Consider the following 15519-nt stretch of genomic DNA (forward strand, 5'->3'; position numbering starts at 1 on the left):
TTATTTGTTAACACAGTTGTAATATGAGGTTAATCCCTTGAGTGACATGGCGAAAAACCTGATTCTCTGGTTAGTCATCGCAGTTGTTCTGATGTCCTTGTTCCAGAGTTTTGGCCCAAGCGATTCGAATAGTCGCAGAGTTGATTATTCAACGTTTATCAATGAGTTAGCCCAGGATCAGGTACGTGAAGTTCGTATCACCGGTCGTGAACTTAACGTCAGAAAGGCTGATAATAGCCGCTATACAACTTATCTTCCTATGCAGGATGAGAAGCTGTTAGATACTTTGCTGAATAAGCATGTGACGGTTGTTGGTGAACCACCAGAAGAACCTAGCTTACTGACATCTATTTTTATTTCCTGGTTCCCAATGCTTCTGTTGATTGGTGTCTGGATTTTCTTCATGCGCCAGATGCAAGGCGGTGGCGGCAAGGGGGCAATGTCATTTGGCAAAAGTAAAGCCCGCATGCTGACAGAAGATCAGATCAAAACTACATTTGCGGACGTTGCTGGGTGTGATGAAGCCAAAGAAGAAGTGGGCGAAATCGTAGAGTTTCTGCGTGAACCTGCTCGTTTCCAAAAACTTGGTGGTAAAATTCCCAAAGGCGTCCTGATGGTAGGGCCTCCTGGTACAGGTAAAACCTTACTGGCGAAGGCTATCGCAGGTGAAGCTAAAGTCCCATTCTTTACTATTTCCGGTTCAGACTTCGTGGAAATGTTTGTGGGGGTTGGTGCTTCTCGTGTTCGTGATATGTTCGAACAAGCGAAAAAAGCAGCGCCTTGTATCATCTTTATTGATGAGATCGATGCAGTAGGTCGTCAACGTGGTGCAGGTCTTGGTGGTGGTCACGATGAGCGTGAGCAAACACTGAACCAAATGCTGGTTGAGATGGACGGTTTCGAAGGTAATGAGGGGATCATTGTAATCGCAGCAACTAACCGTGCTGACGTACTTGACCCTGCTTTATTACGTCCAGGTCGTTTTGACCGTCAGGTAGTCGTTGGCTTACCAGACGTTCGCGGTCGTGAACAAATTCTGAAAGTGCATATGCGTCGTGTTCCTATCGACCCAAATGTGGATACTTTCATTCTTGCACGCGCAACACCGGGCTTCTCAGGTGCTGAATTGGCGAACTTGGTTAACGAAGCTGCATTATTTGCTGCACGTGCAAATATGCGTGTTGTTTCCATGGTGGAATTCGAAAAAGCGCGTGACAAAATTTGGATGGGTGCAGAGCGTCGCTCTCTGATGATGACCGAAGAACAAAAAGAATCAACGGCTTACCATGAAGGTGGCCATATGATTGTCGGTCATTTAATGCCTGAACATGACCCTGTTCACAAAGTTACCATTGTTCCTCGTGGCCAAGCGCTGGGTGTAGCATTCTTTTTACCTGAAGGTGATGAAGTTAGTCGTAGTCGCTTGAAACTTGAAGGTATGATTGCGACAGCCTATGCAGGTCGTATTGCCGAAGAACTGATTTATGGGCGTGATAAAGTCACTACGGGGGCTTCTTCCGATATTCAGTTCGCAACCAATACTGCACGTAACATGGTAACGCAATGGGGCTTCTCAGACCGTTTAGGTCCAATGCAATACTCGAAAGAAGAGGGCCCTGCGTTCTTAGGTCGTTCTTCAGGTAATGGTTCTGGAATTTCTGATGAAACAGCACGTATTGTTGATGAAGAAATTAAGAAGATTTTAGACTACTGTTACCAACTGGCTTACAAAACGTTGGAAGACAATATCGATATTCTACATGCAACGAAAGATGCATTGTTAAAATATGAAACTATCGATATGCCAATGATTGATGATTTAATGAATCGTCGGCCAGTTCGTGAGCCTGCAGGTTGGGATGAAGACAAAAAAGTCAGTAATGTGACCGGTACATTTGGTAAAGGTGCAGCAAACGCAGCTGAAAAACCTCAATCTGAAGAGCCGAAAAACAGTACTGAAGAAGCAAATAAGACAGATAATAGTAATAATGCTGATGAATCAAACCCATCAGACAATAACGACAGCAAGCCACAATAAGCGGTCGTGAAATAAAATACGAAGACCCCAGTTCGCTGGGGTTTTTTTTCGTTAAGGAAAAATAACAATGCAGATCAAAGCGAGAGGCAGTGTCCTTGACTTATCAACGCCTAAGGTGATGGGGATTTTGAATGTTACTCCTGATTCATTTTCAGATGGTGGCACTCATAATCGTTATCAGGATGCGCTTGAACATGTGGCCAAAATGGTCCAACACGGTGCGGCTATCATTGATATTGGTGGCGAATCAACCCGCCCTGGCGCTGCCGAAGTTTCTGTGAATGAGGAACTTGATAGGGTTATCCCCGTGGTTGAAGCGATAGCACAACGTTTTGATGTGTGGATTTCAGTCGATACATCTAAAGCACTAGTCATGGCGGAAGCCGCAAATGCAGGCATGCATATCATCAATGATATTCGCTCGCTTCATGAGCCGGATGCACTAGACGTCGCTGCGAAAACAGGTTTACCCGTATGCATTATGCATATGCAAGGTCAGCCAAGGACAATGCAAGAAGCACCGAATTATGAAAATGTGGTGCGTGAAGTAAAAGACTATCTTAACACTGAAATCACCCGATGCGTGACTGCAGGCATAGATAGACAGCAAATTATCCTTGATCCAGGCTTTGGCTTTGGCAAAAACTTGTCGCATAATTACCAGTTATTGGCAAACTTAGAACAATTTCATAATTTCGGACTACCGCTATTGGCAGGGATGTCACGTAAATCTATGATTGGACAATTATTAAATGTTCCACCGCAAGAGCGCCTCGCCGGCAGCCTAACTTGTGCAGTGATTGCTGCGATGCAAGGTGCGCACATCATTCGAGTTCATGATGTCAAAGAAACCGTGCAAGCGATGCAAGTGGTACAGATGACTCTGTCAGAAAAGGAAAAATAAGCGTATGAGCGACCGTAAATATTTTGGTACTGATGGTATTCGTGGCAAAGTGGGTGATAGCCCAATTACCCCTGATTTTGTTTTAAAATTAGGTTGGGCGGCAGGAAAAGTCCTTGCACGTCATGGCTCACGTAAAATTATCATTGGTAAAGATACGCGTATTTCTGGCTATATGTTGGAATCTTCATTAGAAGCGGGCTTAGCAGCAGCAGGTCTATCTGCCTCTTTCACAGGCCCAATGCCAACCCCTGCAGTCGCTTATTTAACACGCACTTTCCGTGCAGAAGCAGGGATTGTGATTTCTGCATCTCATAACCCATATTATGATAATGGGATTAAATTCTTCTCAATTGATGGAACTAAGCTGCCAGATGAAGTGGAAGAAGCCATTGAAGCTGAAATGGAAAAACCGATTACCTGCGTTGAGTCGGCTGAGTTAGGTCGTGCAAACCGTATTGTAGATGCTGCCGGACGTTACATTGAATTCTGCAAAGGCACATTCCCGAACGAACAAAGTTTGGCTAGTTTAAAGATTGTGATTGACTGTGCAAACGGAGCGACGTACCACATCGCACCAAATGTGTTCCGTGAATTAGGGGCTGAAGTCATCACTATTGGTTGCGATCCGAACGGGATCAACATTAATGAAGAATGTGGTGCAACGGATGTTCGTCAGCTACAACAAAAAGTATTAGAAGAAAAAGCCCACGTCGGTTTAGCATTTGATGGTGACGGTGACCGCATTATTATGGTCGACCACCTCGGTGAAAAAGTCGATGGTGATCAAATTCTCTTTATTATTGCTCGTGAAGCGCTACGTCAAGGCCAGCTTAAAGGCGGCGTAGTGGGAACATTAATGAGTAATATGGGGTTAGAAATCGCTCTAAAACAGCTCGGAATTCCTTTCGAGCGTGCAAAAGTGGGCGACCGCTATGTGCTCGAAAAATTACAGGAAAAAGGCTGGCGCATGGGGGCTGAAAACTCAGGTCACGTGATTTTATTAGATAAAACGACTACCGGCGACGGTATTGTTGCGGGCTTGCAGGTATTAAGTGCGATGGTACGCAACCATATGAGTTTGCATGACTTATGTAGTGGCATGAAATTATTGCCTCAAGTGTTAGTCAATGTTCGTTTCAAAGGTCAACATGACCCATTACAGAGTGATGGGGTCGTTGCTGCAAACGAAGAGGTTGAAAAACAATTGGCAGGAAAAGGCCGTGTGTTACTAAGAAAATCAGGAACAGAACCGTTAATCCGTGTCATGGTTGAAGGTGAAAACGAAGCTGATGTGACTGCAATGGCAAACCGCATTGCTGATGCTGTAAAAGCAGCTGGCTAAGTTGTTATTGGGGAAGCTGAGCAATATTTTGATGATTTGTTGTTTTTTTCTGCAAATAATCAAATGGAGTTAAAATAGACTTGCTTGTCTGCTCAGCTTTGGTTAGTATTCGCACCTGCTCAATCCCGTAAGAGTGTTTCTTCACGGTCGAATGAGTAGGTGTGCAGTGATAAAGGTCATAGCATTACGCTATGCACCGCAACTGAATAGGTAACTCAAATGTATGTAGCTCTTTTAATTATATTCTTGCTAGCGGCTATCGGGCTTATTGCTCTGATCATGTTACAGCAAGGTAAAGGTGCTGACATGGGAGCATCATTCGGTGCGGGCGCTTCTGCAACACTGTTTGGTTCATCGGGTTCAGGTAACTTCATGACCCGTATGACTGGGATCTTGGCTGCTGTGTTTTTCATCATCAGTTTAATACTTGGCAACATGACTGCCAACAAGTACGGAACTGGTAGTGGTAGTAAGTGGGAAAACATTAGTGAACCTACTAAAGTCGAGCAACCAACAGACGTTCCGGCGGCACCAGCTACACCAACGAGCGACATTCCTCGTTAAGTGTGAAAGATCCCGAATGAAGGCGACTAATGCCATCATTAAGTAGTAAACTCAGCGATGAGTAAGAAGTTAAAATTTGAGGTTATTGATTAAGTATTGATAACCTCGCCTCAGTGCCGAGGTGGTGAAATTGGTATACACGCTACCTTGAGGTGGTAGTGCCTACAAAACGGGCGTACGGGTTCAAGTCCCGTCCTCGGCACCATTATTTAAGATGGCTTGTGATTTACAGGTTATCTGTGTAGAATATGACACGTTTTCGAACGCGGGATGGAGCAGCTTGGTAGCTCGTCGGGCTCATAACCCGAAGGTCGTCGGTTCAAATCCGGCTCCCGCAACCATTTCTTATTCAACATACCTTGTCAGTATCGTGGTCTATAGTAGTTATCCGGTGTAGTAATCAAGTGTAGTTATCTAATAGCTCTCAAAATTTCTCATCGATTTCTCTAGATTTTACAGGTATAATAAGAATATGGTGAACCCGTGCACTACAGGGTCCAGTTGCATAAAGCCCCGAATTTCGGGGTTTTTTGTTATTTGACAATCGAATTAACTGGGCTTTTATAGCCCTTTTTTTATGTCTGGGGGTGGCCTTGTCCACATTAGAACAGAAATTAACAGAGATGATTTCAGCACCGGTGGAGGCGCTAGGCTTTGAATTTGTTGGCTTAGAGTTTATCCGTGGTCGCACATCGACACTGCGTGTCTTCATCGATAGTGAAGAAGGCATCACTGTTGATGATTGTGCTGATGTCAGCCATCAGGTCAGTGCAGTATTGGACGTTGAAGATCCAATTTCTGTCATTTATAACCTGGAAATCTCGTCACCAGGGCTTGAGCGCCCATTATTCACAATTGCGCATTACGAGCGTTTTATGGGTGAAGAGGTAGCATTGACTTTGCGTATAGCAATGCAGAACCGCCGTAGGTGGCAAGGTATTATTAAGGCCATAGACGGTGAAATGATTACGGTTACTGTAGATGGTAAGGATGAGGTGTTCGCCCTCGGCAACATCCAGAAAGCTAACTTGGTACCCCACTTTTAATAAAGTTCAATGAGGCAACTAGGATGAATAAAGAAATTCTGGCTGTTGTAGAAGCGGTTTCTAACGAAAAATCCCTCCCTCGTGAAAAAATCTTCGAGGCTCTGGAAACTGCATTAGCGACGGCGACTAAAAAGAAATACGAGCAAGAAATTGATGTCCGTGTGGAAATTGACCGTAAATCAGGTGATTTCGACACGTTTCGTCGTTGGTTAATTGTGGAAGAAGTCACAATGCCAACACGTGAAATTACGTTGGAAGCGGCTCAATACGAAGATCCTGCGCTGCAGCTTGGAGAGTATGTCGAAGACCAAATCGAGTCTGTTGTATTTGACCGTATTACCACTCAAACAGCTAAGCAAGTTATCGTGCAAAAAGTGCGCGAAGCAGAACGTGCTATGGTTGTTGACCAATTCCGTGAGCAACAAGGTGAAATTATCACTGCTCAGGTAAAAAAAGTGAACCGTGAAAATATCACGTTAGATTTAGGCAATAATGCGGAAGCGGTTATTCTGCGTGAAGATATGTTGCCACGTGAAAACTTCCGTCCAGGTGACCGTATCCGCGGAGTCCTGTATGATGTTCGTCCTGAAGCACGCGGCGCACAACTTTTTGTTACGCGTTCTCGCCCTGAAATGTTGATTGAATTATTCCGCATTGAAGTGCCAGAAATTGGCGAAGAAATTATTGAAATCAAAGCCGCTGCCCGTGATCCAGGTTCTCGTGCAAAAATCGCAGTAAAAACTAATGACAAGCGTATTGACCCAGTTGGTGCTTGTGTTGGTATGCGTGGCGCACGTGTTCAAGCCGTTTCTAGTGAACTAGGCGGCGAAAGAATTGATATTGTGTTATGGGATGATAACCCAGCTCAGTTCGTTATTAATGCTATGGCTCCGGCTGATGTTGCATCTATTGTCGTCGATGAAGACAAATGTACGATGGATGTTGCCGTAGAAAGTAGTAACTTGGCACAAGCCATTGGGCGTAACGGTCAAAACGTGCGTCTGGCAGCTCAGTTACTGAAAAAACACCGTGGTGATGACAAATGGGAATTAAATGTCATGACCGCAGAAGAGCTCAATGCAAAACATCAGGCAGAAGCACATGCTTCTATTGATACATTCACCAAGCATCTTGATATTGATGAAGAGTTTGCCACTGCACTTGTTGAAGAAGGCTTCTCGACGTTAGAAGAACTGGCTTACGTGCCTATTAATGAACTTCTGGAAATTGATGGTCTTGATGAAGAGACTGTTGAAGTTCTACGTGAAAGAGCGAAAGCGGCCCTCACCACAATAGAATTGGCTCAAAAAGAGAGCCTCGGTGATAATCAGCCAGCAGAAGATTTGTTGAATCTTGAAGGTATGGATCATACTCTTGCCTATAATTTGGCTACACGTGGAATCTGTACACTGGAAGATCTTGCTGAGCAGGGCATCGACGACCTGATTGATATTGAAGGTCTGGATGATGAGAAAGCAGGTACGCTCATCATGGCCGCACGTAATATTTGCTGGTTCGGTAACGATGCGTAAACACTGTAGCAGGAAGGAACGGCATGACAGAAACTGTAAAAACATTGGCAACGGAAATTCAAACCACAGTTGATCGCCTGGTACAGCAATTTGCTGAAGCAGGGATCAAAAAAGGTGAGAATGACTCTGTTAGCCAGTCAGAAAAAGAAGCTTTACTGAGCCATTTAAACCGTGAACAAGGCGGTGCAACGGGTCAGCCAAGCAAATTGACACTACAGCGCAAAACTCGTAGTACGCTGAGTGTCCCCGTCACCGGTGGCAAAAGCAAATCGGTAAATGTCGAAGTCCGCAAAAAACGCACTTATGTGAACCGTGATGCTGAAGAAGCAAAAGCGGAAGAGCAGGCGCAGCGTGAGGCGGAAGAGCAGGCACAGCGCGAAGCTGAAGAACTGGCACAACGTCAAGCAGAAGCTAAACGATTAGCAGAAGAAACAGCTAAACGTGAAGCGGAAGAAAAGGCAAAACGTGAAGCCCAAGAGAAAGCAAAACGTGAAGCAGCAGATAAAGCTACGCGCGAAGCAGCGGAAAGAGAAAAAGTGAAACCAAGCGAAAATCAACAAAAACCAGGCAAAGCTGTAGAAAGTAATGCCGACAAACAACGCCGTGAAGCTGAAGCTGCGGAGCTAAAACGTAAAGCTGAAGAAGAAACTCAGCGCAAAGTTGAAGCAGAAGCGCGTCGCGTAGCTGAAGAAGCACGCAAAATGGCAGAAGAAAACGGTGAAAAGTGGACTGCTGAAACGAAAACTGACGAAGACAGCGATTATCACACCACAACGTCGACGCACGCTCGCGCGGCTGAAGATGAAAGTGATGAGAAAGAAGAAGGCCGTCGTTCACGTAATCGTACTGCAAAAGCACCTCGCCAAAAGAAAGGTAATAAACTTTCTGAGAAGGCAGATCGCGAAGAAGAACGCGCCGCGGGCCGTTCAGGTCGCAGTAAAGGTAAACAACGTAAAGGCAGTTCTTTGCAACAAAGCTTTACTAAGCCAGCTGCAGCGGTTAACCGTGATGTTGTGATTGGTGAAACAATCACGGTTGGTGAACTTGCTAATAAAATGGCAGTAAAAGGTTCTCAAGTCATCAAAACGATGATGAAGATGGGCGCAATGGCGACTATCAACCAAGTGATTGACCAAGAAACTGCACAGCTAGTCGCAGAAGAAATGGGTCATAAAGTGATTCTGCGTCGTGAGAACGAGTTAGAAGAATCAGTAATGAATGACCGTGATACTGGTTCTGCAGCGCAAGAGCCTCGCGCACCAGTTGTCACCATCATGGGTCACGTTGACCACGGTAAAACTTCTTTACTTGACTACATTCGTTCAACGAAAGTGGCGTCAGGTGAAGCGGGCGGTATTACTCAGCACATTGGTGCGTATCACGTCCAAACTGACAAAGGTATGATTACCTTCTTAGATACCCCAGGTCACGCCGCGTTTACTTCCATGCGTGCTCGTGGTGCCCAGGCAACGGATATCGTTGTACTGGTTGTTGCAGCGGACGATGGTGTAATGCCACAAACTATCGAAGCTATCCAGCACGCAAAAGCAGCGGGTGTTCCAATCGTAGTTGCAGTGAATAAAATTGATAAGCCAGAAGCTGACCCAGACCGCGTTAGAAATGAACTGTCTCAGTACGGTGTTATTTCTGAAGAATGGGGCGGTGATACTCAATTTATTGGTGTATCTGCGAAAGTGGGTACAGGTATTGACGATTTACTTGATGCGCTGTTGCTGCAAGCTGAAGTATTAGAACTTAAAGCGGTTTATACCGGTATGGCGAGTGGCGTGGTTGTTGAGTCTTATCTGGATAAAGGTCGTGGCCCAGTTGCGACAATCTTAGTTCAAGAAGGTACACTGAACAAAGGCGATATCGTCCTGTGTGGTTTCGAATACGGTCGTATTCGTGCTATGCGTAATGAATTAGGTAAAGACGTTCAGTCTGCAGGGCCTTCAATGCCTGTTGAGATTTTAGGCTTATCTAACGTGCCTTCGGCAGGTGATGAAGCGACCGTTGTACGCGACGAGAAAAAAGCCCGTGAAGTTGCCCTGTATCGTCAAGGCAAATTCCGTGATGTTAAACTCGCTCGTCAGCAGAAATCTAAACTGGAAAACATGTTTGCTAACATGGAAGAAGGTAAAGTTTCTGAGCTGAACATCGTTCTGAAAACCGACGTTCAAGGTACTTGTGAAGCGATTACTGACTCTCTAATGAAGCTGTCGACTGATGAAGTTAAAATTAAAATCATCGGTTCTGGTGTTGGTGGTATCACTGAAACTGACGCAACATTAGCAGCGGCATCGAATGCTATCATTTTAGGCTTTAACGTCCGTGCTGATGCTTCTGCACGTCGTGTCATTGAAAGTGAAAGCGTTGACTTACGCTACTACTCTGTTATCTATAGCTTGATTGATGAAATCAAACAAGCGATGAGCGGTATGTTAGCGCCTGAATACAAACAGCAAATCATTGGTCTTGCAGAAGTCCGTGATGTGTTTAAATCACCAAAATTCGGTGCAGTTGCTGGTTGTATGGTTACTGAAGGCACCATCAAACGTAATAACCCAATCCGCGTATTACGTGATAACGTTGTTATCTACGAAGGTGAGTTAGAATCACTGCGTCGCTTCAAAGATGACGTCAGTGAAGTTCGTAACGGTATGGAATGTGGTATCGGCGTTAAGAACTACAACGACGTTCGCGTTGGCGATATGATCGAAGTCTTCGAAGTCATTGAAGTTAAGCGTTCTATCGACGGTTAATTTTGTGAGAACCCACGAAGCATCGTGACTACAAAATAGTGTTAATAAGGGGGCGATTGCCCCCTTTATTGTCAGGAGACATGACGATGGCAAAAGAATTCAGCCGAGCTCAGCGCGTTGCGCAAGAGATGCAAAAAGAAATTGCGATCATTTTACAGCGTGAGATTAAAGATCCGCGCATTGGTATGGCGACTGTTTCAGGTGTCGAGTTATCTCGCGATCTTGCGTACGGTAAAGTCTTTGTGACTTTCTTTAATATCGCGAACGATAAAAGCGAAGAAGAGATGGTTGCTGATGGTATCAAAGCATTAAATGAAGCAGCGGGTTTCATTCGTTCATTAATTGGGAAAGCGATGCGCTTACGTATCATTCCTGAGTTAACGTTCGAATATGATAACTCATTAGTCGATGGTATGCGTATGTCTAACTTGGTATCGAATGTCATTCGCCATGACGAAGAGCGTCGTGCTGATACAGATAGTAAAGAGGAAAAATAATGGGGCGTCGTCGTAGCGGCCGTAATATTGACGGTGTAGTGCTGCTGGATAAACCCACGGATATTTCTTCAAATGATGCGCTGCAGAAAGTGCGGCGCTTTTTTAATGCCAACAAAGCTGGGCACACAGGGGCACTTGACCCTCTCGCAACCGGTATGTTGCCTGTTTGTCTCGGCGAAGCGACGAAATTTTCCCAGTTTTTACTCGATTCAGATAAACGTTATCGCGTCATTGCTCGTCTTGGGCAGCGTACTGATACGTCAGATTCACATGGCGAAATTATCAGTGAGCGTAACGTAGAGTTTACACAGCAGCAACTGGATGATGCTTTAGAATTTTTCCGTGGTGATACATTACAAGTTCCTTCAATGTATTCAGCGTTGAAACACCAAGGTCGTCCATTGTATGAATATGCGCGTAAAGGTATTACCGTTGAACGTGAAGCTCGTCCAATTACAGTGTATGAATTACAGTTTATTCGTTTAGAAAATAATGAATTAGAACTGGAAATACACTGCTCTAAAGGCACCTATATTCGTACAATTATCGATGATTTAGGTGAGATGTTAGGCTGTGGTGCGCATGTCATTTACCTGCGTCGAGTGCAAGTGGCTAACTATCCTTATGAGCGAATGGTAACATTGGAGCAACTAGCCGCTTTACGGGCAAAAGTCGATGAGGGTGAAGGTTCTTTTGAGTCCTTGCTTGACGCTTTATTATTGCCAATGGATACCGCAGTTGTTCATTTTCCAGCAGTAAATATTACAGAAGAAACAGCGGCTTATTTCAAACAGGGTCAACCTGTGAGAGCCGCAGTCCAAGCCCTTGAAGAGGGGTGTATGGTACGTGTCACTTGCGGTGAAGCGCAACGATTTATCGGTATTGCTCTTATCAGCGAAGATGGCCGACTTGCACCGAAGCGTTTGGTCGTGGAAAATGAACCGTCCGCATAGTGGCGCTTATTGCTTTGCTGCCTTAAGCAGCGTAGAATAGCGGCGCTTAATCTTGAGATGCTAAATTAGAGATTGGCTCTCATCACTTACATTAATCATTTTGGAGTTTATTATGTCTCTAAGTAATGAAGCGAAAGCTAAAATCGTTGCTGAGTTCGGCCGCGGTGAAAATGACACTGGTTCAAGCGAAGTTCAAATCGCTCTGCTGACTGCACAAATCAACCACCTGCAAAGCCACTTTGCAGAGCACAAAAAAGATCACCACAGCCGTCGTGGTCTGCTGCGTATGGTTGCTCAGCGTCGTCGCTTACAAGCTTACTTGAAAGGTAAAGATATCGCGCGCTACACTGCTCTTATCGAGCGTTTAGGTCTGCGTCGCTAATCTTGTCAGTTTCAGAGGAAAGGGGCCAAATGGCCCCTTTTCTTCTAAAAGTTATTTTGAAAGTTGAAGTAATACTCGAATTATACTTAACTTAAATGCTAAGCTGTAAATCGTAGTAAGTTGTTTTTATTTATGCCTCTTCGCTACATCCGATTCGCGCGGCTAATGAGAGAATTGATCACGGGAATATCAGTATTCTCATTAGTCGCGAGGCTGTAGTAGGAAGAGTAAGCCAATGCTCCCTGAGAATCTCAAGGGGCCTTACAAAAAGGGTAATATAGTGTTAAATCCTATTGTTCGTAAATTCCAATATGGTCAACATACTGTTTCGATTGAAACAGGTATGATTGCACGCCAAGCATCTGCAGCTGTTATGGTTAACATGGATGACACTGCAGTATTTGTTACTGCGGTTGCACAGAAAAAAGTGAAAGAAGGCCAAGACTTCTTCCCTTTAACGGTTAACTATCAAGAACGTACATATGCAGCAGGCCGCATCCCAGGCAGTTTCTTCCGTCGTGAAGGTCGTCCTGGTGAAGGCGAAACATTAATCGCACGTTTGATTGACCGTCCTCTACGTCCTCTGTTCCCAGAAGGTTTTTACAACGAAATTCAAATCATTGCTACCGTTGTCTCTGTTAACCCACAAGTTAACCCTGATATCGTTGCGATGATCGGCGCATCTGCGGTATTAGCGCTGTCTGGTGTTCCATTCAATGGCCCAATTGGGGCGGCTCGTGTTGGTTTTATCAATGACCAATATGTTCTGAACCCAACAGCAGACGAACTGAAAAACAGCCGTTTAGATTTAGTGGTTGCAGGTACTGATAACGCAGTATTAATGGTTGAATCTGAAGCTGATTTGTTAAGTGAAGAACAAATGTTAGGTGCGGTGGTATTTGGCCACGATCAACAGCAAATTGTTATTCAGAATATCAATGAGTTAGTGAAAGAAGCCGGTAAAGAGAAATGGGATTGGCAGCCAGAGCCAGTTAATCAAGCTCTTAATGACCGTGTCGCGGCATTAGCTGAAAGCCGTATGGGTGATGCCTACCGCATTACTGAGAAACAAGAACGTTACGCACAAGTTGACTTAATCAAAGAAGAAGTCACTGCGGTATTAGTTGCTGAAGATGAAAACGTTGATGTTTCTGAAGTGGCTGATATTTTAGCTAACTTAGAAAAACAAGTGGTTCGTAGCCGTGTTATTCGTGGTGAGCCACGTATTGATGGCCGCGAAAAAGATATGGTCCGTGCACTGGATGTACGTACTGGTGTTCTGCCTCGTACTCACGGTTCTGCGTTGTTCACTCGTGGTGAAACTCAGGCGTTAGTGACTGCAACATTAGGTACAGAGCGTGATGCACAGGTTATCGACCAATTAATGGGCGAGTACACTGACCGTTTCTTGTTCCACTATAACTTCCCTCCATACTCTGTCGGTGAAACTGGCATGGTTGGCTCACCAAAACGTCGTGAAATCGGCCATGGCCGTTTAGCGAAACGCGGTGTGTTAGCGGTTATGCCTGACCACGCAGATTTCCCATACACAGTACGTGTGGTGTCTGAGATTACTGAATCTAACGGTTCATCTTCAATGGCGTCGGTTTGTGGTGCGTCATTAGCACTGATGGATGCAGGTGTACCAATTAAAGCTGCGGTTGCGGGTATCGCAATGGGCTTGGTAAAAGAAGGCAACGACTTCGTTGTTCTGTCCGATATCTTAGGTGATGAAGACCACTTAGGTGATATGGACTTTAAAGTAGCGGGTAGCCGTGAAGGTATCAGCGCACTGCAAATGGATATCAAAATCGAAGGTATCACTAGCGAGATCATGCAAGTTGCATTAAACCAAGCAAAAGGTGCGCGTTTGCACATTCTTGGTACGATGGAACAAGCAATCAATGGTCCACGTGAAGAAATCTCTGAATTTGCTCCACGTATTTACACTATCCGCATCAATCCAGACAAAATTAAAGATGTCATCGGTAAAGGTGGTTCTGTGATCCGTGCGTTAACGGAAGAAACAGGCACAACAATCGAAATCGAAGATGACGGTACTGTGAAGATTGCAGCAACGGATGGCATAAAAGCGAAAGAAGCGATTCGTCGTATTGAAGACATTACTGCAGAAGTTGAAGTAGGCCGCATTTACCCAGGTAAAGTCACTCGTATCGTCGACTTTGGTGCATTTGTTGCTATCGGTGGTGGCAAAGAAGGTCTGGTTCATATTTCTCAAATCGCGGACAAACGTGTTGAGAAAGTGACTGATTACCTGCAAATGGGTCAAGAAGTTCCTGTTAAAGTCTTGGAAATCGACCGTCAAGGCCGTATCCGTCTTAGCATGAAAGAAGCGGTAGCAACTGAAGAGCCAGCAGCGCAACCGCAGGACTCAGCAGAGTAAGCTGACCTAACAGCGCTCTATTAAGTTAGGGCGCTATCAGCCTAAATTTGCTGAAACCATAATTTGTAAAGCGTGGTAATGTAAGGGCGGAGTATGTTGAACAGTATCTGTCTTCGGGTGAGAGATTATTGCACGTTACCGCGTGTACTCTTGGCGCTTATCTTTTTTGTTATTATTGGATGTAGTAGCAAAGATTGGCGAAAGAACGAGGTATTTGCCGTTCCACTTCAACCTTCATTGCAACAAGAAGTGATACTGGCTCGTATGGAACAAATCCTTGCGAGCCGGTCTTTAACCGATGATGAATACGCACAGCTTTTATATGAGCGCGGTGTGTTGTATGATAGTCTAGGTTTAAGGGCGCTGGCACGTAATGATTTTTCAACTGCGTTAGCCATTCGTCCTGATATTCCTGAAGTTTTTAATTTTTTAGGAATATATTTTACGCAGGCAGGGAATTATGATGCTGCCTATGAAGCGTTTGATTCTGTTTTAGAGCTTGATCCAACTTACAATTTCGCGCGAATGAACCGTGGCATCGCATTATATTACGGTGAACGGTACAAACTAGCGCAGGATGATCTGCTGGCGTATTATCAGATAGATCCAAATGATCCTTTTCGTACTCTGTGGCTTTATCTCGTAGAGAAAGACATAGACCCGCGTATGGCGCAAGATAATCTTGCCGCCCGCTACAACCAAGCGGAGAAAGGGCAATGGGGCTGGAATATCGTAGAATTCTATCTTGGCAATATCAGTGAAACGACATTGATGGAGCGTTTGAAAGAAACATCTACGGATAACACTTCGCTCGCTGAGCATCTCAGTGAAACTAACTTCTATTTAGGTAAGCATTACCTAAGTCTGGGGGATAAGAATAGCGCAGCTGCGTTATTCAAACTGACGGTGGCTAACAACGCTCACAGCTTTGTTGAACACCGCTATGCATTGTTGGAATTGGCGCTGTTAGGCCAAGAACAAGACGACCTTTTAGAATCGGGCCAGCAATAGCTGACGAACATTTCACAATATTTTTTTAAGTCATCATCCTTAGGGGTGACGGCCTATTTGTTCGTTTAATAAACACAATTTGAG

General features: G+C 44.8%; 12 protein-coding genes and 2 tRNA genes. All 14 read left to right on the forward strand.

Features of this window, described 5'->3' with window-relative positions; all coding sequences use genetic code 11:
- Positions 1-46: 46 nt before the first annotated feature.
- The gene (gene ftsH, locus PSF42_RS11355; protein WP_125890728.1) at positions 47-2038 is read left to right on the forward strand and encodes an ATP-dependent zinc metalloprotease FtsH; all 1992 of its coding nucleotides are present in this window, start codon (positions 47-49) and stop codon (positions 2036-2038) included.
- Between the two features lie 67 nt (positions 2039-2105).
- Positions 2106-2942, forward strand: coding sequence for a dihydropteroate synthase (folP, locus tag PSF42_RS11360; RefSeq protein WP_125890677.1), 837 nt, complete (start codon positions 2106-2108; stop codon positions 2940-2942).
- 4 nt (positions 2943-2946) lie between these two features.
- On the forward strand, positions 2947-4284 hold the full coding sequence (glmM, locus tag PSF42_RS11365) for a phosphoglucosamine mutase (RefSeq protein ID WP_125890676.1): 1338 nt from the start codon (positions 2947-2949) through the stop codon (positions 4282-4284).
- Positions 4285-4503: 219 nt separating this feature from the next.
- The gene (gene secG / locus PSF42_RS11370; protein WP_125890675.1) at positions 4504-4848 is read left to right on the forward strand and encodes a preprotein translocase subunit SecG; all 345 of its coding nucleotides are present in this window, start codon (positions 4504-4506) and stop codon (positions 4846-4848) included.
- Positions 4849-4963: 115 nt separating this feature from the next.
- Positions 4964-5053: transfer RNA gene (locus tag PSF42_RS11375), tRNA-Leu, on the forward strand.
- Between the two features lie 59 nt (positions 5054-5112).
- A tRNA-Met gene (locus PSF42_RS11380) sits at positions 5113-5189 on the forward strand.
- Positions 5190-5441: 252 nt separating this feature from the next.
- On the forward strand, positions 5442-5894 hold the full coding sequence (gene rimP, locus PSF42_RS11385) for a ribosome maturation factor RimP (protein ID WP_125890674.1): 453 nt from the start codon (positions 5442-5444) through the stop codon (positions 5892-5894).
- 23 nt (positions 5895-5917) lie between these two features.
- Positions 5918-7426, forward strand: coding sequence for a transcription termination factor NusA (gene nusA / locus PSF42_RS11390; RefSeq protein ID WP_125890673.1), 1509 nt, complete (start codon positions 5918-5920; stop codon positions 7424-7426).
- A 23-nt stretch (positions 7427-7449) separates the two neighbouring features.
- Positions 7450-10188 (forward strand): translation initiation factor IF-2, encoded by a 2739-nt coding sequence (gene infB, locus PSF42_RS11395; protein WP_125890672.1) that lies wholly within the window; start codon positions 7450-7452, stop codon positions 10186-10188.
- Positions 10189-10274: 86 nt separating this feature from the next.
- The gene (rbfA, locus tag PSF42_RS11400; protein WP_125890671.1) at positions 10275-10685 is read left to right on the forward strand and encodes a 30S ribosome-binding factor RbfA; all 411 of its coding nucleotides are present in this window, start codon (positions 10275-10277) and stop codon (positions 10683-10685) included.
- Positions 10685-11638, forward strand: a complete 954-nt coding sequence (gene truB / locus PSF42_RS11405; protein ID WP_125890670.1) for a tRNA pseudouridine(55) synthase TruB — start codon at positions 10685-10687, stop codon at positions 11636-11638. Before rbfA ends, truB begins: the two co-directional genes overlap by 1 nt.
- A gap of 112 nt (positions 11639-11750) precedes the next feature.
- On the forward strand, positions 11751-12020 hold the full coding sequence (rpsO, locus tag PSF42_RS11410) for a 30S ribosomal protein S15 (protein WP_004905890.1): 270 nt from the start codon (positions 11751-11753) through the stop codon (positions 12018-12020).
- Between the two features lie 280 nt (positions 12021-12300).
- The gene (pnp, locus tag PSF42_RS11415; protein WP_125890669.1) at positions 12301-14424 is read left to right on the forward strand and encodes a polyribonucleotide nucleotidyltransferase; all 2124 of its coding nucleotides are present in this window, start codon (positions 12301-12303) and stop codon (positions 14422-14424) included.
- Between the two features lie 93 nt (positions 14425-14517).
- The gene (nlpI, locus tag PSF42_RS11420; RefSeq protein ID WP_254879849.1) at positions 14518-15435 is read left to right on the forward strand and encodes a lipoprotein NlpI; all 918 of its coding nucleotides are present in this window, start codon (positions 14518-14520) and stop codon (positions 15433-15435) included.
- The last annotated feature ends 84 nt before the right edge of the window (positions 15436-15519 follow it).

This window comes from Providencia sp. PROV032 (genome assembly GCF_028484875.1).
GTDB lineage: Bacteria > Pseudomonadota > Gammaproteobacteria > Enterobacterales > Enterobacteriaceae > Providencia > Providencia rettgeri_E.